Here is a 23,463-nt window from a genome sequence, read left to right as displayed (position 1 = left end):
CGAATTAAACAAAATAGGAGGAAAGTGAAAATGAAGCATCAAGATGATAGTAAAACTGGTTTAGAAATAGCGATTATTGGAATGGCAGGTAAATTTCCAGGTGCAAATGAAATAAACCAATTCTGGGATAACCTAAAAAATGGTGTTGATTCAATTTCTACATTTACTGAAGACGAATTAATTAAAGAAGGTGTTAATTTAGATGTTTTACAACATCCTAATTTTGTGAAAGCAAAAGGGTATTTGGAGGAAGTAGAATATTTTGATGAATCCTTTTTTGCTTATACACCTAGGGAAGCAAAAATAATGGATCCTCAGATCCGTATGTTACAGGAAACAACATGGGAAGCATTAGAGATGGCAGGTTATAATCCATTTGATTATGAAGGATTAATAGGGTTATACGTAGGAGCATCTACTAATTTTAATTGGATGAAGCACACGCCATTATTAAACAGTGATAGTGTGGTTGAGTTTTCAGAGGCGGGTACTCTTTCCTATAAAGATGCAATTTCAACGCTTACATCCTATAAGTTGGGACTTAAGGGACCGAGTTTTACATTGTATACAGCTTGCTCTACATCTCTTTTGAGCATTCATCTTGCATGTAGATCATTGTTAACTGGAGAATGCTCTATTGCAGCCGCAGGTGGAGTATCTATAACGTATCCTAAAAAGAATGGTTATAAATATCATGAAGGAATGACAAGTTCACCTGATGGCAAAGTACGTACTTTTGATGCAGAAGCCCAGGGTGCAGTTTTTAGTGATGGTGTAGGTATGGTAATACTAAAGAGATTAGAAGATGCGATTGCTGATGGAGATACGATATATGGTGTAATTAAGGGATCAGCAGCAAATAATGATGGTGGTCGAAAAGTAGGCTATACTGCTCCGAGTGTTGAGGGACAGGCTGAAGTAATTCAAGCAGCACATAGTTTTGCTGAAGTTGATCCTTCTACAATTAGTTATATAGAAACGCATGGGACGGCAACGCCATTAGGGGATTCTATCGAAGTAGAGGCTCTAAAGAGAGCGTTTCAAGATGTGGACAAGAAATCTTTTTGTGCAATTGGCTCTGTTAAGAGTAATGTAGGTCATTTAGATACAGCTGCAGGGGTGACCGGACTTATAAAGACAGTTTTATCTATGAAACATAAACAACTCCCGCCAACTTTAAATGTGAAGCGCCCTAACTCGAAAATTGATTTTATAGATAGCCCATTTTATATCAATACTGATTTGGTGAATTGGCAAAGTGAAGATAATGATCTTCTTCGAGCAGGTGTGAGTGCTTTCGGATATGGTGGAACTAACGTTCATATTGTATTAGAAGAAGCGCCTAAAGTTAAAAGTTCTGCTTCTACTAGAGAGAAAAAACTAATGGTTCTTTCTGCTAGATCAAAAGAAGCTTTAAATAATGCTACAGTAAATATGGTTGAATATCTGGAATCTAATAAAGATGTTGAATTAGCAGATGTAGCATACACATTGCAAACTGGCCGTAGATCATTTCCGTATAGAAGAGCGGTCTTATGTAAGGATATAGATAGCGCCATAGACAATTTAAAAACAGTTAAAGATTTTCACGTAAAAACGCAAGAAAATCCAGATTTGGTATTTGTGTTACCTAGCGAATACTCATCAATTATTGAGAATGTAAAAGAATTATACCAAAAGGAACCATTATTCTTAAAAGTATTTGAGCGTAATATGACTGATGCCCAAATGTATACTGGAAAAGCATTGAAAGAAGCATTCTTTAAAGGAACAGATGATAGCTTGGTTGAAGATTTAACCTTCTTCGTCTGCTTGCAATCGATTATTGATGTATTAATTGAATGTGATGTACGTCCTTCTAACATTATTGGTACAGGCTTAGCTGGAATGGTTTCAGATATTTATAATAAATCTCTTAAGCCAGAAGATGTCCTGAATCCATTAGTTGAGAACTATATAGAGTTACAGACAGAATGGACGCATGGAGAAAAAGTAGAACTTCTAACACAAGTTAAGGATGTAGATCCTAATTTTGTGATTGTACATATTGGAGAGTTATTAAATTCTGAAATTAATAATAATCAGATTATTTTACAGAACGACTTGTTAGAGGTATTGGGACAAGCGTGGGAGTTAGGGGTAGAAATTAATTGGAGTAAACTGTATGAAGAGGAATATAGATTACGTATTGCCTTACCAACTTATCCTTTTGAGAAAAAACGATATTGGATAGATCCAGCTGAACAGCAAAATATAACTAATAGTGAAGAAACATCGATAAAGAAACGTTCTAATATAGCTGAGTGGTTCTATACTCCAGGTTGGATGGAAAAAGAAATTGTAGATGTAACTAAAGAATCTACTAAAAGTTGGTTGTTATTTTTAGACAATGAGCATATAGGCTTAGCTCTTAAAGAAAAGCTTGAAAGAGATGGACATCGTGTTATAACAGTCGGTGTGGGTCCTTCATATAAAAAGATTAGTTTAAATGAATTTACAATATGCCCTACTGAACAAGAAGATTATTATCAGTTATTTAACGAGCTACAAAAACAAGAGTGTTTACCAGAAGAGATTGTTCACCTATGGAATGTGGATAATAAGGATTTAGGTATCAAGACCTTAGATACTGGATTCTATTCATTAATATCACTTGCAAAGACAATTAGTAAATTTAATTTACTTTATCCTATCAATATAAATGTTATGACGAATAATATGCAAAAGGTAGTAGGAGACGAGTCTATTATTGCAGAAAAATCTACTCTTTTAGCTCCTATAAAAGTATTTCCGCAAGAGTATCCCAATATTAGATGCCGTAGTGTAGATTTTATGTTGTCTGATAATGAAGAAGCATTAATATCAAACTTATATTCTGAGATTCAAATGGACATTATTGACACTGTAATAGCAATTCGAAATAATACTCGTTACATTCGAATTTATGAGCCTATACCTGATGAAAAAGTAAGTGAAATGCTAGTAATAAATGAAAATGAATCAGCTTCAAAAATTCGAAATATTCGATCGGAAGGGGTTTATTTAATTACTGGTGGAATGGGAGGAGTAGGCCTTAAATTAGCAGAATATTTGGCGCGTACAGTAAAGGCTAAACTAATATTAGTTAGTAGAACAGCTCTTCCTGATCGTGAAGAATGGGATCAAATTCTTCAATCACAGATTGAAAATGAACAATTATGTCAACGTATTAACCATATTCAGAAGTTGGAGTCATTGGGAGCAAAAGTAATGACATCTGTTGCAGATGTAGCTGATGAAGAGCAGATGAGAAACGTGATTCATCAGGCTGAGGCTAATTTTGGTCACATAAATGGGGTAATTCATGCAGCAGGTGTCTTACGTGTTAAATCAGCTCAGTGTCCAATGGAAAAGATAAGTAGGATTGAATGTGAAGAGCAATTTCTTCCTAAAGTACATGGTGTGCTAGTTCTTGATAAGCTATTAAGTAATTATGATCTTGATTTTTGTTATCTTGTTTCATCACTTTCACCTATTTTGGGTGGATTAGGTTTTGTAGCCTATTCAGCAGCAAACCTTTACTTAGATAGTTTTTCAGACAAAGTGAGTAATACATCTAATAATCGATGGACCAGTATTAACTGGGGAGATTGGCAGTACACGGGAACTGAACAGGTTAATAAAATATTCAATGCTCAAAGTATAGAAGCACTTGAAATGACATCTGAGGAAGGACAAAAAACATTCCAATGTGTGCTTGGTTTAAGTGGTTTAAATCAGGTAATTATTTCTTCAGGAGATTTAAATAAACGTTTTGATCAATGGATCAATCTGAATTCTCGCAAACGAATTTCTGAATTGGAAACTCAAACGAAAACGGGAGATAAGTTCAGAAATCAAGATGAAGTAGAAGAAATAATTATAGGAATTTGGAAAGAGTTTTACAGTGTTGATACTGTAAATGTAAATGAAAATTTCTTTGATCTTGGTGCAACTTCACTTCATATAATTCAAATTCATGAGAGATTAATTAATAGATTAGAAAAACATATTTCAATTGGAGTTATGTTTGAGTATCCAAGTATTCGTTCTTTAGCGAAATACTTAAGTGGAGATAAACAAAAGAATCAAGTTAAACATACAAAACGATTTAATCGAAAAACGAAAGAAGATAACGATATTGCAATTATAGGAATAGATGGACGTTTTCCTGGAGCACAGAATGTAAATGAATTCTGGAATAATATAAAGTCTGGAACAGAGTCTATTCAATTTTTTACAGATGAAGAGTTAATTGAATCTGGTGTGAATCCTATGGAAGTAAAAAGCCCAAATTATGTTAAAGCGAAAGGGTATTTAGAGGGAACTGATAATTTTGATGCTCCATTCTTTGATTATACACCTCAAGATGCATCGTTAATGGATCCGCAACTACGAGTATTTCATGAATGTGCGTGGTCTGCCCTTGAACATGCTGGATATAATATCGAGACATACCCGGGCCTAATTGGTGTATATAGTGGGGCATCTCCTAACTTATATTGGCAAGTGTTATCTACTCTTTCAGAGGCAAATGAACCAGCTGGGCAATTTTTAATTTCATTACTTAACGACAAAGACTCGCTTAGTACTCAAATTTCTTACAAATTTAACCTTAAAGGACCAAGTATGAATATCTTTACGGGATGTTCAACATCATTGGTGGCTATTCATAATGCATGCCAAGCATTATTACAGGGGCATTGTGATATTGCTATAGCTGGGGGAATTACATTAACTCAACCTGAAAAAGCAGGTTATACCTACCAAGAAGGAATGCTGTTTTCTTCAGATGGTCATTGTCGTCCTTTTGATGAAAATGCAAATGGAATGCTTTTTGGAGACGGAGTTGGGATTGTTGTCCTGAAGCCTTTACAGGAAGCTATAAATGATGGAGATACTATACATGCAGTAATAAAAGGAACAGCGATCAATAATGATGGGAATCGGAAAATTGGTTACACTGCACCTAGTGTAGAGGGCCAAGTAGAAGTTATTAAAATGGCGCAACATGAAGCAAATGTAGAACCTGAGTCCATTTCCTATATTGAAACACACGGAACTGCTACTAAACTAGGAGATACCATTGAGATCAAGGCGCTTAGTGAAGTGTTTAACTCTAATGAAAAACAATCTGTACCAATCGGATCTGTTAAAGCAAATGTGGGCCATCTAAATGCAGCGTCCGGTGTTGCTGGTCTAATTAAAACGGTCTTTGCGATGAAAGATCAGGTTCTTCCGCCAAGTGTGAATTTTACAAAACCAAACACGCAAATTGGATTTGAAAAGACACCGTTTTATGTAAATCAACACTTAAATGAGTGGAAAGAGGATAATAAACCATTACGTGCAGGTGTAAGTTCATTTGGTATTGGTGGTACAAATGCACATATTATTTTGGAAGAGGCACCAAAGTTTGAAGCAACATCAAATAGTAGACCATACCAGATGTTAATGATTTCGGCAAAATCGAAAGATGCTTTGGATCGTATGACTTTGAATTTAGGAAATCACCTTGAACAGAATCCTCATGTGAATTTGGCAGACACTAGTTATACATTGCAAATTGGACGTAAGGAATTCAAGCATAGGAGAGCTGTAGTTTGTTCCAGTACCCAAGAGGGAATTGAACAATTAAATCAGCCAGAAGGAAGAAGAGTGCAATATGCAAATGTAAAAGAGGAACATCCTAAAATTAACTTCCTGTTTTCTGGGAACGGATCGCAATATGTAAACATGGGGTTAGAATTATACGAACAAGAGGCAATTTTCCGTGAAGCTATGGATGAATGCTTTGCAATCCTTCAATCTGTTACGAATGTAAACATGAAAGAAGTGTTATACCCAACTACTTTCAGTATTGATGAGGCAACGGAAAAATTGAAAAGAATGGAATTTAGTCAACCAATTCTTTTCGCGTTTGAATACTCAGTTGCGAAGCTATTAATGGGTTGGGGAATTAAACCTGAAGCAATGATTGGATATTCATTTGGCGAATATGTGGCTGCTTGTTTAGCAGAAGTATTTACTTTGGAAGATGCATTTAAATTAGTTGTAAAAAGAGGTCAGCTAATGAGTAGTCTTCCTGCAGGGGTAATGCTTAGTGTTCCGCTTCCAGAAGAGGAATTAATTCATTTAATTAATTCTTTTGAAAAAGAATATCAACATACCATTTCTTTAGCGGTAGTTAATGGCCCAGCTTGTATAGTTTCTGGGACAGAAGAAGCAATTGTAGATTTTGAAAATGAATTAAAGAAAAAGCGTTTAATGTGTATGCGAGTAACGATAGAAGGAGCAGCACATTCACATGAACTGGATTCAATTCTGGACGAGTATGCTTCCTATGTTAGTACATTAACACTTAGAGAACCTAAAATACCTTATTTGTCAAACTTGACTGGTACTTGGATACGACCTGAAGAAGCAACAAACCCAGTTTATTGGGTAAAACATATGCGTGGAACTGTTCGATTCTCTGATGGAATTCAAGAGTTGAATAGGGACAATACAAGTCTATTCATAGAGATTGGTCCTGGAAATGATCTTAGTAGGCTTACTAGTCGCCTTTTAGATTATGAAAATGGTAATGAAAGAATATTTAATACGGTTCGATCCGTTCAACAAGATGTATCAGATATGTATTTCTTATTTAGTCACATCACTCGAATGTGGGTAACAGGTATTTCTATAGATTGGGAACAATTTTATAAAGATGAGAAGAGAAGACGTATCCCATTACCAATGTATTCTTTCAATAAAATATCTTATAAATTACAAGGTAATCCGTATGATTTAGGTCAAAAGCTTAATAGTAAGCAATCTAAAATTAGTAAGAATAACAACATTTCTGAATGGTTCTATACGCCGCAATGGAAAAGTTCTACATTGATTGAACCAAATCATGATGTGAATGAGATATGGATTGTTTTTGTAGATCAAGAAGGATTAGGTAATGAACTAGTTAAGGACTTATTAAATAAAGGGCAGAGAGTAGTTACAGTAGAACCTGGTTTTGGTTTTAATAAGGAGAATAACGATCGCTTCATTATAAATCCTGAAGAGCGTACAGATTACGTTAAGTTATTGGATGAAGTACAAGAAATATGTGGTTTACCTACAAGAATAGTTCATATGTGGGGAATTACGGATGAGGAAAGACAAGCCTCAATTGAATATGTAAATTGTAAACAAAACTTAGGATTCTATTCAATCTTTTATTTAACTCAGGCACTAGGAGACAAGAATATCTCTGATTCAATCTCAATTCGAATCATTACAAATGGTGTTCAACAAGTGATTGGTGATGAAGAATTAATTCCAGAAAAATCAACTGTACTTGGAACGTCATTAGTTGTTCCGCAAGAGTATTCTTATCTTTCTTGTTCAAGTATTGATGTTGTTTTACCTGTAAACAAAGAATTGAAGAATAGGCTAATAAATCAATTAGTAGAAGAATGTCTTTCAAATACGAATGATAAGATGATTGCTTATCGAGGAAATAAAAGATTTGTTCAAACTTACGAGCCTTTACAACTAGAACAGCCAGCTAAAGAGAAACTGCCTTTACGAAAGAATGGAGTTTACCTTATTACAGGAGGACTCGGAGGTATTGGTACAATTCTTGCGAAACACTTGGCTCAAACTGTACAAGCCAACTTAGTTCTTCTTACACGTACAGGTCTGCCAAATCGTAATGAGTGGGATATGCATTTAAAGGAAAATACGATGTATTCGGAAAGAATTCGTAAAGTTTTAGAGATAGAAGAAACGGGATCTAAAGTTTATGTACTTGCTGCTGATGTTACAGATCAATCACAACTATACGAAGCAATTCATAAGGCAGAACAAAAATTTGGAAAGATTAATGGTGTAATTCATGGTGCAGGTATTCTTGGTGGAAAGACTTTTAATTTGATTCAGGAACTTGAAAAAGAGGACTGTGAGGAACAATTTTCTGCAAAAATTTATGGTCTTCTCAATTTAGAAGAGTGCTTACGAAATAAAGATTTAGATTTTTGTGTTCTAATGTCTTCAATTTCAGCGGTCTTAGGTGGATTGGGTTATGTATCATATGCTGCTTCAAATATATACATGGATGTTTTTGTACAATATATAAATCGTTATTCCAACCTGCCTTGGATAAGTGTCAATTGGAGTGATTGGAAATACTGGGAAGATGAAGAAAAAGATATGCAGATAGGTGCAAGTGTACATGAATTATCTATGACACCTGAAGAAGGAGTTCAGGCCTTTAATATAGCACTGTCATGGAAACAAGGGGACGTACTGATTCATTCTCCAGGGGAACTGCAAGCGCGTATTGATCAATGGGTGTTATTAAATACTTTCAATGATGAGAAGGAAGAAGAATTAGATTCTACGTTATACCATTCTAGACCACAACTCTTGACTGAATATGTAGCACCTCGTAATGAGGTAGAAGAAAAGCTTTCAAAAATTTGGAGAAATATATTTAAAGTTTCAGAAGTTGGTGTTCATGATGATCTTCTGGAACTAGGTGGAGATTCACTTAAGGCTATTACTATTGTTTCAAAAATTCATAAAGAGTTTAATGTTGAAGTTCCTATTAAAGAACTCTTTACTTTATCAAATATTGAGAAACTAGCAAATTATATTTCAAGGGCAGATAAGAGTGAATTTGATGTTATTGTTCCAGCTGAACCTAAATCTCATTATCAGCTTTCTTCAGCTCAGAAGAGATTTTATGTATTACACCGATTGTATCCAGAAAGTACAGCTTATAATGATACTTCCGTTATTCTTTTGAATGGAAAATTAAACATTGAACGTTTAGAAAAGGCGTTCACTCAATTAATTAAGCGTCATGAGATATTTAGAACTACTATTGAAATGAAAAATGATAAACCGGTACAAATTATTCATGATCATGCTGATTTCCATATTACTCAAATTGAGGGCTTTGAATCTGAAGTGGAACAAATAATTAATGAGTTTATTCGCCCATTTAATTTTAATAATGCTCCATATTTCCGTGTAGGGTTAATTAGATTGGAAGAACAAAAACATATTTTAATTATTGATTTACATCATATAGTAACCGATGGAGTTTCCTATGATATTTTCGTTAGAGATCTATTTGCGCTTTACTCTGGAGAGAAATTACCAAGCTTGAAAATACAGTATAAGGATTACTCAGAATGGCAGCAGAGTGAAAAAGAAAAAGAAATTGCTCTCAAACATGAACAGTATTGGCTAGAGCAATTTAAAGATGGTGTACCTGTCTTGAATATGCCTACTGATTATACGAGACCTGAAATAATAGATCTGAAAGGTAGTAAAATATCCTTTACTATTGATTCAAATGTTACCAAGAAAATTAAGCGTTTATTAGCAAAAGAAGAAACTACATTATATACGCTAATGCTCTCTGTATATAATATTTTGCTAGGTAAATATACTGGCCAAGAGGATGTTGTTATTGGTTCACCAATTACTGGTCGCCCACATGCGGATTTACAAGATATTATAGGAGTATTTGTAAACATGTTAGGGATAAGGAATTATCCAAGAGCTGAACAAAGGTTTACTCAATTCCTATTTGAAGTAAAAGAACAGGTCTTACAAGCGTTTGAACATCAAAAATGTCAATATGAGGACCTGGTTAATCAATTAGGACTTCAAGGAACGTATAATAGGAACCCACTTTTCGATGTTTCATTTGTTATGCAAAATATGGATGCAGATCATATGTTTATCGATGGTTTAGAACTAAAGACATATGATCACGACTTTAAGCGCGCGCAAATGGATTTATTGCTAAGAGTGGTTGAATTGGAAGATACAATTGAACTGACTATGGAATATGCAACCTCTTTATATACTAGGGACACGGTTCAAAAGTTATGTGAGCGTTATGTTGAGATTTTTGAACAAATTGTAGATCATCCTGAAATTTTATTAAAAGATATTTCATTTAAACAAGAAATTCAAGAACTGCAACCAGTTAAGGTATCAGTAGATTTTGGGGATTTTAACTTTTAATTGATTATTGTCAGGAGTGAGTAACTATGGTTGAACGAATAGCGAATAAAGATAAAGTAATTGCCGCAAATGAACGAATAAAGGAAAGAGAATTTTGGTTAGAAAACTTATCAGGGGAACTGGCTGACTGCCATTTCCCTTATGATTACCGGACATCAAACAAACAGGTGAATTTATCAAATGTTAGCATAAAACTAAAAGAGGAATTGTCCGAGAAGATTTTAAAGTTAGCAAATGGATCAGATCTTCAATTGCACATGATTCTTACTGCTGGACTTACTTTGCTGTTAAATAAATATACTAGATTGCAAGATATATGCATTGGTACACCTGTTTTAAAACAAGACAGTGATACTAACCTTATTAATACTTTGTTAGTTTTAAGACATGGTCTTGAGGAACATATGACATTTAGACAAATTCTCCAGCATGTTAGTACAGTAATGGTTAATGCTTTAGAACATCAAAATTTCCCATTGGAAAGTTTACAACCGGTTTTGAGTAACTACCTTCCAGAGGGGCGTAATTATCCATTCCGTACTGCAATTTTGCTAGAGGAAATTCAAGATTTAAATTATTTAAGTGAGAGCAATGCTGAAATTATATTCTCTTTCCGTCAAGTAAATGGGTGTATAGAAGGTGATATGTATTTTAATGAACATCTATACAAAACATCTACTGTTACGCGATTTGGTCATCATTTTATAGACTTGTTAGAGCAAGCTTTACTACAACCGAATACGCCCCATATAGATTTAGATTGGGTTAGTGATAATGATATAAGAGAGTTAATTGCATTTAATCAAACTGAGTTAGATTACCCGCATCATTTAACGGTGATACAGTTATTTGAAGAACAAGTCATGCATAATCCAAATAAACTTGCTGTTTCTGATGACAAAAGAGAAATAACATACGCTCAATTAAAAGAAAAGGTAGATCTGGTTGCCAGTTCTCTACATAAAAAAGGAATTGGAAAAGGACACATTGTTGGTCTTATGATGGATCGATCCATTGATGCAGTCATTGCAATGCTAGGTATTTTAAAAAGTGGGGCTGCTTATTTACCTATTAACATATATTTGCCGTATAAACGGATAGAGGCGATGCTAAAAGAATGTAAGTCTCCACTTTGTATAGTAAAACCAGAAGTTATTAGTGAAGATTTTACAAGGGAAATCCAAGATTGTAGTATGGTGCGTTTTAATGAACTACTTGAAACAGAGTTGGTTAGTTTCCCTTCAGTAAGTACACCTTACGATTTGGCATATGTTATTTTTACCTCTGGAACCACAGGTAATCCTAAAGGAATTATGGTTGAAAATCGTAGTGTTGTAAATTTAATATTTGGGTTAAAAAATGAAATATATGATAAATATAGTTCTTCTATGCGAATCGGGTTAGTTTCCCCTTTTGAGTTTGACGCTTCAGTACAAAACATGTTTGGTGCGCTTCTATTAGGAAATAGTTTATTTATAGTACCTGAGGAAGCAAGAACTGATGGGCAGAAGCTAATTAATTTTTATCAAGAAAAGCAAATAAATATCGCTGATGGAACGCCGATGCATCTTCGATTATTAACTAATTTTATAGATGAAGAGGTAGAATATTCATTTAAACATTTTATTATTGCTGGAGAGGAATTACCACCGAAATTAGCACGGAAATTCCTTGGTTTATTTAATGAAAACTGCCGACCAAATTTAACAAATGCTTATGGACCTACAGAGACAACTGTAGATTCTACATGTTATCATGTTCAGCACGCTGAGTTAGAATTTATGAATCAATTACCAATAGGAAGACCTCTAGCTAATCAAAAAGTTTATATTATGGGTGATAATCAACAATTACAACCCGTTGGAATTCCTGGGGAATTGTGTATTTCAGGAGAAGGATTAGCAAGAGGTTATTTAAATCAACCTAAGTTAACTATGGAGAAATTTGTTCCTATACAAATCAACAAAGAGGGTTCTTCTATTATAGATGACAAGGTATATCGTACTGGAGATTTGGCACGCTGGTTACCAGATGGAAATCTTGAATATTTAGGCCGTATGGATGATCAAGTCAAAATTCGTGGATTACGAATTGAATTGGGAGAAATAGAAAAGCAACTATTACGATATCCTGAAATTGGTGAAGCTATTGTAATTACACGTAAAAAAGAGGGAGAAGATGCTCCGGTTTTATGTGCATATGTTGTTATGAATTCTTCAGCTAAAGTAGAAGAGGTACGCCAATTCCTTAGAGAGTATTTACCTTTTTATATGATTCCTGCATACATCATCCCGATTGAGCAGTTTCCAATCTCATCAAACGGTAAAATAGATCGGAAAGCTCTTCCAGATCCAATTTGGGAGCAATCCACAGCTTTATTTATTGAACCACGTAATGAAATTGAACAAATGCTCTCTGAGATATGGAAAGTAGTACTTGGAATAGAGAAAATAGGTGTGAATGATAACTTTTTCGAATTAGGAGGTAATTCATTACAAATTACTTCTGTTGTTTCACACATATATAAACGTTTAGGTGTAGATGTACCTATACGTGAAATGTTTCAAAGGCCTACAATTATGCTATTAGCGGAGTATATAGAGAAATATGAAGGGAAGAAAAATTATTCTCAAATTGAGATCGTACCTGATAGAGAATTTTATCAAGCTTCTTCTTCACAAAAAAGATTATATATATTAAACCGCTTTGCTGGAATAGGAACTGCCTACAATATACCAGGTGCAATGTTAATAGAAGGTGAGTTTGATTTTATAAAGGCAGAACAATGTGTCAAAGAATTAGTAGAACGTCATGAATCATTAAGAACTTCATTCCAATTTATTAAAGGTGAACCAGTTCAATTTATTCATGATAGTTTAGATATTAGAATTGAACATTTATATAAATCTGATAGATCAACAATTGAAGAGCTAATACAGGAATTTGTTCGTCCTTTTCAGTTAGATAGGGCTCCACTTATGCGCGTCGGTTTAATGAAATTAGAATTCAATCAATATCTGTTACTATTTGATCTTCATCACATAATAGCAGATGGAGTATCTTTAGCGAAGTTAGAAAAAGAGTTTATAGATTTATATTCAGGCAAAGCCTTAGAGCCTATTAAAATACAATACAAAGATTATGCCAATTGGCAAACCAACCGTTTACATGATGAAGGGCTGAAAGAAATTGAAGAGTATTGGGTAGAGAAGTTTAAAGGTGAGTTACCAATTCTTATGTTCCCAACCGATAAGCCACGTGGGCTAAATCAAACTTTTGAAGGTGATAGATTAGTATTCCATTTAACACCTGAACTTTCTAATAAATTAAAATCCTTTGCGGATGAAAGAGAAGCTACTTTATATATGGTACTTCTTTCGTCACTAAATATAGTATTGCATGTGTATACGCAACAGGAAGATATTATAGTAGGTTCTCCAATTGCAGGAAGAATTCATCATGATCTTGAGCCTATCATAGGTATGTTTGTAAATACTCTACCTATGAGAAATCATCCTAAAGCGGAAAAGACGATAATTCAATTCTTAAATGAAGTAAAAGAAAATGCGCTAGAAGCATTTCAATATCAAGAATACCCATTTGATGAGTTAGTAAATAAGTTAGACATGGCTTATCATACTAATCGAAATCCTGTATTTGATGTCATGTTAGTAATGCAGAATATCGGAAGAACATCAGAAAAAATAAAAGATATTACATTTAAATCATACGAAATTAAGCATCAAGCTTCAAAGGTAGATATGAGTATAGAAGTATTTCCGGAAGAAGAGGGTCTGCGATTAGAATTGGAATACACGACAGGACTATATTATCCGCAAACTATAGAGCGGTTTATGATGCATTTTATAAATACGCTAGAGTGGATGGTAGCTAATCCTGAAGCGAAAATTGAAGACGTTAATGTTTTAAGTAAAAGTGAATCCACAAGGATGTTAAATGAACTTAATAATACAAAATTAGATTTTACTCAGGGTAAATTAGTTCATCAATTTTTTGAGGATCAGGTTGAAAATAAACCAGAAGAAATCGCAGTTATTTCAAATGATATACTGTACAGTTATTCATATATCAATAATCGAGCAAATCAGCTTGCTCGTATTCTTAGACAAAAAGGTGTAGATCAGGAAACTAAAATTGGTATCGTTGTGGAAAGATCCGTAGAAATGATTATAGCTATATTTGCTGCGCTAAAATCTGGAGCTGCATATGTACCAATTGATCCTGAATATCCAAAGCGTCGAATGGAACATATTTTAGAGGATTGTAATCCTCAATTTGTACTTACAGAATCTAAATACGTAGGTGAAATTCCATTTGTAGGAGAGATTATTGATTTAAAGCAAGAAAATTTGTACGTTGGTGATACAAGTAACCTGGAGGTTACTGGAAAACCAAATAACTTAGCTTATATTTTATATACCTCAGGTTCTACAGGTAGACCAAAAGGAGTCATGATTGAACATTGTAGTATTGTGAATTTCTTATTTTCAATGTCTCATTTATATCCTATGGATGAATCAGATACGTATTTACTGAAGACACCTTATATATTTGATGTATCTGTTCTAGAGTTGTTTGGGTGGACCATAGTAGGTAGTAAATTGGTAATAATGGACAATGGGGAACATCGAAACCCAAGAGCAATTTTAAGAACTATAGATAAATATGATGTGAAATTATTAAATTTTGTACCGTCTATGTTTAGAGCTTTCGTAAATACACTTAATAATGAAAATTGCCAGGTTTTAAATAAAGTGAAGTATATATTACTTGCGGGTGAAGCTTTGACACATGAGGTGGTTAATAAGTTTAAAAAGCATCGACTATCGACTCAAATAGAAAATATGTATGGTCCTACTGAGGCGACAGTTATCGCAAGTACGTTTTCACTTCAAGAAAGTGAAAACTATAATACTATTCCTATTGGAAAGCCTATTCCGAATGTAAGGCTTTATATACTTAATCAAAAACAGAGACTTCAGCCTATTGGCGCGGTAGGAGAGCTGTATATTGCGGGAGAAGGGCTTGCAAGAGGATATGTAAATCAAATGAGATTAACTGAAGAAAAGTTTTTACCAGACCCATTTGTAAAAGGGGAGAAAATGTACAGGACAGGAGATCTTTCACGCTGGTTACCTGATGGGAATATAGAATTCCTCGGTAGAAATGATGAACAATTAAAAATTAGAGGATATCGAATTGAGCCAGGGGAAATTTTAGATGCTTTATCTTCGCATCATGCAATTAAAGAAGCAGTGATAGTAGACATTCAAGATGAAGATGGGCAGAAAAAACTTGTAGCTTATTTCGTAGCAAAATCACCTGTATCCATTTCTGATTTGAAATTGCATCTTGCGAAATTAGTTCCGAGTTATATGATACCTACTTTCTTTGTTGAAGTTGAAAACATACCATTAACACCAAGTGGAAAGGTTGATCGACATTCCTTACCTTCACCTAGATCTTTACCTAAGAATGAGGAGGAGAGTATGATGTCTCCTAGTAATGAGTTAGAATCTCGTTTGGTTGAAATATGGAAAAGTATATTGAAGATTGAAGCTGTCGGTGTAGAGGATGATTTCTTTGACTTAGGAGGAAATTCTCTACTAGCTATTGAGCTTGATCTTGCTTTAGAAAACGAGAATCTTAATACGGACGACTTAGTCGCATATACAAAACGCAATATTAAACAACTAGCTGCTTATATAGCAGAAAAGAAAAATAATTAGTATTACTTCATATTGTAAACACGACTTTTAAGAGTTTAAATTTACACTTGCTATACTGTGGGATTAAAGGAGCTTTCCCTCTTAGCTTTCTGGAATGTTAGTGTTTATTCTGGTGACTATGAGTTAGGGAATTCTCCTCCCTATTATAGAATGATTAAAATAAAAAAGTGATTCGAGAAATAAGATTCTTTATATGAAATGCGTTAATAATAATTGATAGCTTTTTAAAGAAGATATACATATCTCTGTCAACTTAGTATAGAGAAATAACCAAATTACAATAGTTTTTCCTGTTGGTAAAAATATAGAGGTGAGTAAATGGGAAATTATACTTCTTCAATCTTATATGATGTTGAGCCTTGTAAAAGTTCTGAACAGAATTGTATTGATGATGTAATTGCTACGTTAGCTAATTGGTTTAAGCGTAAACATTATTTAATGTACGCTAGATTATGGGATTTTGGTTTTTCTCCTGTCGGTAATGGAAATCTAGGGGATGGTTTATATACAGAGTCTGGTTATTTTGTAAGTGATTTAGAAAAATATCATGGTATAAAAAGTACTATATTTGATACAGATTCATCCGATGAAGGATTTGAAATTATATTAGAACAATTATACTCGGGATTTCCTGTGGTGGTAACCATGAATGCATACTGGCTTCCTTGGGATGAGAATTATCTAAAAAATCATATTGTTCATTCATTTGTTATTGTAGGATATGAGCCCGAAGAAGACTGTTTAATTATTACCGATCCATATTTTATGGTTAAAAATGCACAACTTTCAACAGAACTTTTTCATAAGGGTTATCAAAAAGTAAGTACTTTAAAAGTTACTGAAGATGAAATTACAGACATACAATCGATTACAACCGATTTGTCAAATTGGATAAAACATATAAAAGATGAAAAACATATTTTTTCACAAATGCACCTTTTTGCTACGAAACTAATAAGTAGGTTTGATTTAAATAAAGAGACAGATGGATATTTAGACTTTAATGATGTTCCGTTATTCTCACATTTAGGTCAAGTTGTAGATGGCCGAGTGAAGTTTTCAAAAATGCTTTCGTTTCTTGGTGAGCGTTATCACTCGGACTTCCAAACTATCGCTGAATCTATGAAGACAGCAGCTGCCAATTGGGGAGTAATTCGTGGATCGTTGATAAAAATGCACTTAACAAAATCAGTAACTAAAGAAGGAATAGTAAACATTTCAGATAAAATTCACCATGCTGCACAATACGAGCAAAATTTAGCTGAACAAATAATGACATTTCTTTTTTCTGTTATAGAAGGTAATACAAAGAATGTAATTATAGATTCTTCTCCATTGATGGAGACTACTAATTATGTAAAACCACTCGATGATATGGAGAGAAAGCTAGTTGATATATGGAAAGAAGTTATAGGTAATCCTTGTATTGGTGTGGAAGATAATTTTTTCGCACTTGGTGGTCATTCCCTTCATGCTACTGAAATCAACGCTAAAATATGGAAAGAATTTAACGTGCAATTATCATTGGCAAATCTTTTTGAGTATCCAACAATAAGCACTTTAAGTCATTTTATTAAAAATTCAAAAGAAAATAGGTTGCAAGATATAGAAATAGTACCGGAATCTGAGGTATACCCGGTTTCATCGACTCAAAAAAGAATGATGTTATTACAAGAGATGGATGGGGCACAGATGACATACAATGTACCAAGTTGTTTTATTCTTAAAGGAACGGTGGACCGGAAAAGGATAGAATTAGTCTTTGAAAAGCTTATTAAACGCCATGAAATACTCAGAACACAGTTTGAGTGGCAGGGGGATCAGTTAGTACAGAGAGTATTAGAACAGGTAACATTTGAGCTAGAAATGATAAAGGGAGAGTATAAAGAATGGTTGCAACCATTTAATCTTTCTAAGGTTCCGTTAATGCGGGCTGGACTAAAGGAGTTAAAAGATCATAGTTATTTACTTGTAATTGACCTTCATCACATCATAACAGATGGCGTGTCTTTAAGTATCTTTATGCATGATTTTAAGGCCCTATATGCTGGGGAAACATTGCCGGAAAATCGTTTGCAATATAAAGATTATGCTGTGTGGGAACAAAAATTATTATCTTCTAAAGAATTTGATATCCATGAGAAATACTGGGAAGAATTATTCTCAGGGGATATACCAGTTCTTGAATTACCATATGATCGAGGTCGGCCACCTGTAAAGAGTTTTGAGGGTGAACAATATAATTTCCAAGTAAACAAGGAAATTACTCGGAAAATAAAAAAAATAGCACTAGAAACTGATACGACACCTTTTATGTTACTTATGGCTACCTTCACTATTTTTCTGTACAAGCATGGGGAACAAAAGGATGTCATTATAGGATCACCAGTTGCAGGTCGGCCGCATGCTGATCTGTTACCTCTTATGGGGCTGTTTGTAAATACAATTGCATTACGTTATCAAATAAATCCAGATCAATCTTTTATTAATCACTTGAAAAAAGTGAAAAACGATACGTTAGAAGCTTTCGAACATCAGGTGTATCCATTTGATCAGTTAGTGGAAAAATTAGATCTTTCTAGAGACTTAAGCCGAAGTGCTTTATTTGATGTCATGTTTGTATTACAAAATTCTGATGAAAAACATACAGTTGTGGATGGATTAGAAATTAGCACGGAAACAAACACAGATACACTAACAAGTAAGTTTGATTTAACTCTTATTGCTGAAGAAAATAAAGATATATATGAATTCACTTTTGAATATGCTACATCTTTATTTGATAAATCAACAATAGTAGAATTTGGACGGCGATTTAACCTTCTATTAGAAGAAATAACAACTCATCCTAATGTTAGTCTAAAAGATATTCAAATGTTAACAAGTGAGGAAAAAGAACTTGTTTTATCTGCGACTCAGGAGAAAGAAAAAATAAAAATAGAGACTGATTTTAATTGGGATATAGGTTAATTGATTTCCCAGGTCTCAGAAGGAGTAATTACATGGATAATCATGAAAAAATACGTCAATACATTAAAAAAAATCTTATTATTTTTAATGCAGAGGAAACTATTGTTGCTAATGATGACAACATATTTGAAAAAGGTTATGTAAATTCGCTCTTTGCTATGCAAATGTTAAATTTCATAGAAACGGAGTTTGATATAGTAGTAGATAATGATGAACTTGATATTATTAACTTTTCTACTATTAATAATATGGTTGATCTAATTAACAAAAAGAAGAATGGGAATTTCACAGTATGAGTAATGCAGAAGAGATTCTGGGAGTAGTTGATGAGTTTGCGGAAAAGAAGCTTCGGCCTCGAGCAAGTGAGTTTGAAAGTAATGAAGAGCTTCCCTATGATGTGATACAAGAAATCTCAAGTTATGGTGTATTGGGTGCAACGATACCAAAAGAATATGGTGGGCTTTCTCTTGATTCTTTAGATTATGGTCGTCTTACTGAAATCATTGGTAAAGCTTGTAATTCGGTTCGTGAATTACTTACAGTTCATGTATCTTTAGTAGGGGAGTCAATTAAAAGGTGGGGGACTGAAGAGCAAAAGAGAAAATGGTTACCTGAGATGGCAAAGGGGAACCTATTATTTTCATTTGCCCTAACTGAGCCAGAGGTTGGTTCTGATGCAAAAGCTGTTGGAACTTCCTATAAACAAGTTAATGATCATTTTATTCTTAATGGGCACAAAAAATGGATTTCATTTGCTGACATTGCGGATTGTTTTTTAGTTTTTGCGTCTAGTGAGGGAAAAGTTAGCGCTTTTATTGTTGAACGGTCAATGACGGGTGTTTCTACAAATAAAATGAGTAAACTGTTAGCAAGTAATTCCTCGCATATAGCTGAGATTCATTTGCAAGATGTAAAGGTACCAGCTGAAAATTTGTTAGGACCAATTGGGGGTGGATGGAGTTATGTAGTTAACACAGCTCTTGATCATGGTAGATATAGTATTGCCTGGGCGGGAGTAGCCATTGCTCAAGAAGCACTAGAAGCAATGGTAGCTTATTCAAGAAGAAGAAAACAAGGAAATAAATATATATGTGAATATGAAGCAATTCAAACAATTTTAGCAGAAGCAAGTGTAAATATAAAAGCAGCTCGTTCGTTATGCCAAGAGGCTGGGAAAATGCGTCAGGATAGACATACTGATGCTGTAATTGAAACAACCATTGCAAAATATTTTGCCTCAAAGATGGCTATGAAGGTAGCCACAGACGCTGTCCAAGTGTTTGGTGGAAACGGGTTTTCAAGAGAATATCCTGTTGAGCGTTTATTTAGGGAAGCAAAGGTTTTAGAAATTATTGAAGGTACCTCGCAGGTACTTCAGCCGATTATTGCGCAGCATGCACTTCACACTTGTTCTCAAAAGGGAGGACTTTTAAGAATATGATTTATGAATTGGTAAAAGAAAAGGATGAATTCAAACAAATATCACCACTTCTCGTTGATTATAAGAACCATCCAATACTTAATGGTATAGCTCATGGTTACAATAAGGGACATATTTATGTGGATAATCCTAATAACCCTAGATGTGCACTTGTATGGGCAGAACAAGAAATTTTTTATTTATTAGGTGATCCTACAAGTAATTTTGTTTCAAGTCTACCAACTTTTATTAAAGAAGTAATTGCACCTGAGGCTCAGCAGATAGGGGATGACTTTTTTCAGGTTGAATTATTACCCGAATCAAAATGGAAACAGGTTGTCGAGGAACAATTGCAAATGTTTATTCCTAAACCTTACACTCGAGTAACATTTACTTTTGATCCGGAGTCTTATAATAAGTTATCTAAACCTAATATGCCTGATGAGGTAACGGTGGAACGTATTACAATCGACATGTTATCAGATAAAAAGTTCGCAATGGTACGGGATGATATTGTTGATTTTTGGGAGTCAACTCAGGATTTCATTCGAAATGGATTTGGTTATGTAGTAATGGTACATGAACAAGTTGTAACTAGTTGCTTATCGGTTTTTGCGACAGATACTGATGTGGAAATTGGAATTAACACTTATGATTTATTCCAGCGAGGTAAAGGGTATGCTTGGTTGGCTGCAAGAGCATTCTTGGATGACTGTTTAAAACAAGGAAGAACACCACATTGGAAGACAGAGGATTTTCGTATTCCATCTATTAAACTAGCGGGAAAAGTTGGATTCACAAATCTTCAAACCTATACAGCTTATGTGTTTCCTTATAACGAATTAGATAATTTCGTTTTTACCGCATACCATCAACTAAGATACTATTCAGATTTTAATAAAGCTAGTGAGTTTGTACAAAAAGCTCGGACTGTAGGAGATTTAAATGCATGGCATCACTTTTTACTTTCATGTGGTTATTCATTAATTGATAGAATCGATCTTTCGTTAAAGCATATGAATCTTGCACTGGATTTAGGATGGAATGATGTATCAGATATTCGCTATGTAGTTGATTTAGTGAATTTAAGAAAAACTGAAGAGGGACGAGCTTTATTAGATAGAGTTGAAGATAGCTTAAGATGAAAAAAAGGGAGATAAAAAGATGAATATTGTATTTATGTTTCCTGGCGTAGGATCCCATTATTCTGGAATGGGTAAGTACCTTTATGAAAACTTCCCTGTAGCACGTGAGATATTTGAAGAAGCAAGTGACACTCTAAAAATAGACATGGCTTCCCTTTGTATGGAGAAGATATACAAAGCTGACCTTGAAAAGTTACAAAATTCACAAACTGCTTTAGTAACAACTAGCATGGCAGCTTTTCGAGTTTTTGAACAGGAAATAGGCAATAAACCAGAGGCAATGATTGGATATTCTTTGGGAGAATATACAGCTCTATGTGCTTCTGGAGCAATTGCATTTTCAGATACCTTAAAATTAGTACAAGAACGTAGTACGATTTTGAGTAGCTATGCATTGACTATAGATGGAACTATGGCATGGGTTAACAATCTTGCTCCAGAAATTGTTGAAGGTATTTGTTCAGAATTGTTAACCAAGGGACAGGAAGTATATATATCGGCTTATGACACTCCAAATAAAACATCAATTTCTGGTACAAACTCTGCGGTTCAGTTAGCTTGTGAAATGGTAGTAGGGCATGGGGGAATTGCAATCCCCCTTAAATTAAGTGGGCCATTTCATTCTCCTATGATGCAACCTGCTGCTGAAAAATATAAGAGTGTACTAGAAAATATAGATATGAAACAGCCATTAGTACCTGTCATAGCGAATCATGATAGTTCAATGTATAAAGGTGTAGAAAATATAAGAGAAAACCTTTACTTACAATTAATAAAGCCTGTGAAATGGTTGGACATGATTCACTATCTAATGAATCAAGGGTCTATTAAAGCTATTGAAATGGGACCAAAGGAAGTCTTGAAGTATCTTCTGCAAGCTATTAACCCTGCTATATCGACATTTAATTATGAAAGGGAGAAAGATATCCTAAATACAAAAAATTCTTTTACATTACAAGAATCTGATTATGAAGAAGTTATATCAGGGTGTTTAACTGTAGTTGTAAGTACAAAAAATTATAATACAGATTTAAGTGATTATCAGAAAAAGGTAGTACTCCCATTTCAAAAGGTCCAAAGTCAATTGGAAGAAAAAATTAATTCGGGGTATTCAGTGGAGAAAAGTGATGTAGAAGAAGCAATCCAAATGATGAAAACAGCACTTACTGAAAAACAGATTAAAGAGAGAGAACAAAAACGTTACCTGAAAAGAGTTCTTCAATGTAAAAGTTTTTAGATATAAATTATAAATATATTAAGGGAGCGATGATGGATAAATGTTCAAGAAAATTGGTATTGTAGGTGCTGGAACAATGGGGATCGGCATGGCAGTAGATTTAGTGCTGCATGGTCTAGAAACGGTATTAATTGATGTTACAGAAGAGCAGTTAGAAATAGCGGAAGAGAAAATATTAGAGACAGTTCGCTTTGCTCCTCTAATTAATAAAGCATTTCCTAGAATGCATAAGGAAGAAGTACTTTCGTTAATAAGTAGCTCTACTAATCTTGATGAAGTGGCTGAATGTGATTATATAGTAGAAAATGTTCCAGAAAACTGGCAAATTAAAGAGCCGATCTATAGAAGATTAGATGAGATATGTAAAAAGGATACAATTTTTGGAGTCAATACGTCTTGTATCTCAATAACAAAAGTAGGAGGAGTAACAAAGCGTCCAGATAAAATAATAGGAATGCATTTTATGAATCCGGTATATATGAAACCATCTATAGAAGTTATTAGAGGGTATTTAACTTCAGATGAAACGGTCGAAAAAGCTCAATCTTTCCTCAAACAATTAGATAAAGATGCAATTGTGGTTAATGATCAGACTGGGTTTGTTTCTAACCGTATCTCCCACTTATTCATGAATGAATCGGCTTGGGTTGTAATGGATGGTGTAGCAACGCCTAAACAGGTAGATGATATATTTAAAAAATGCTTTGGACATACAATGGGTCCATTAGAAACAGCAGATTTAATTGGGTTAGATACAGTATTACATTCTTTGAATGTACTTTATGAGGAATATCAAGATCCAAAGTTTAGATGTTGTCCATTACTTAAAAAGATGGTGGATGCAGGTGAATGTGGTAGAAAGAGTGGTAAAGGTTTTTACGCTTATTAAAATTAAAAAAT

Annotated in this window: 8 protein-coding genes; all 8 read left to right on the top strand. The window is 34.1% G+C overall.

Annotation, left to right across the window (positions count from 1 at the left end):
* Positions 1–30 precede the first annotated feature (30 nt).
* The 8 genes from MR168_RS07445 to MR168_RS07410 all read left to right on the top strand — a co-directional run bounded on the left by MR168_RS07445 (position 31) and on the right by MR168_RS07410 (position 23,452).
* Complete coding sequence (locus tag MR168_RS07445) at positions 31–10,041, top strand: SDR family NAD(P)-dependent oxidoreductase (protein WP_242291220.1); 10,011 nt, start codon at positions 31–33, stop codon at positions 10,039–10,041.
* A gap of 26 nt (positions 10,042–10,067) precedes the next feature.
* Positions 10,068–15,791: a non-ribosomal peptide synthetase gene (locus MR168_RS07440; RefSeq protein ID WP_086412045.1), complete on the top strand. Its 5,724-nt coding sequence runs from the start codon at positions 10,068–10,070 to the stop codon at positions 15,789–15,791.
* Positions 15,792–16,109: 318 nt separating this feature from the next.
* Positions 16,110–18,761, top strand: a complete 2,652-nt coding sequence (locus MR168_RS07435; protein ID WP_086412044.1) for a condensation domain-containing protein — start codon at positions 16,110–16,112, stop codon at positions 18,759–18,761.
* A 32-nt stretch (positions 18,762–18,793) separates the two neighbouring features.
* Entirely contained in the window at positions 18,794–19,057 is a 264-nt protein-coding gene (locus MR168_RS07430) for an acyl carrier protein (protein ID WP_000368639.1), read from the top strand.
* The gene (locus tag MR168_RS07425) at positions 19,054–20,202 is read left to right on the top strand and encodes an acyl-CoA dehydrogenase family protein (RefSeq protein ID WP_086412043.1); all 1,149 of its coding nucleotides are present in this window, start codon (positions 19,054–19,056) and stop codon (positions 20,200–20,202) included. The genes MR168_RS07430 and MR168_RS07425 overlap by 4 nt, the downstream gene beginning before the upstream one ends.
* A complete protein-coding gene (locus MR168_RS07420; protein WP_000638854.1) occupies positions 20,199–21,326 on the top strand; it encodes a GNAT family N-acetyltransferase in 1,128 nt (375 codons plus the stop codon). Before MR168_RS07425 ends, MR168_RS07420 begins: the two co-directional genes overlap by 4 nt.
* Before the next feature lie 19 nt (positions 21,327–21,345).
* Complete coding sequence (locus tag MR168_RS07415; protein WP_001028179.1) at positions 21,346–22,563, top strand: ACP S-malonyltransferase; 1,218 nt, start codon at positions 21,346–21,348, stop codon at positions 22,561–22,563.
* Between the two features lie 40 nt (positions 22,564–22,603).
* A complete protein-coding gene (locus MR168_RS07410) occupies positions 22,604–23,452 on the top strand; it encodes a 3-hydroxyacyl-CoA dehydrogenase family protein (protein WP_000473347.1) in 849 nt (282 codons plus the stop codon).
* Positions 23,453–23,463 lie beyond the last annotated feature (11 nt).

The sequence above is a fragment of the Bacillus cereus group sp. BfR-BA-01356 genome (assembly GCF_022663635.1).
Classification (GTDB): domain Bacteria; phylum Bacillota; class Bacilli; order Bacillales; family Bacillaceae_G; genus Bacillus_A; species Bacillus_A cereus.
This window is presented reverse-complemented; position numbering and strand designations above follow the sequence as displayed.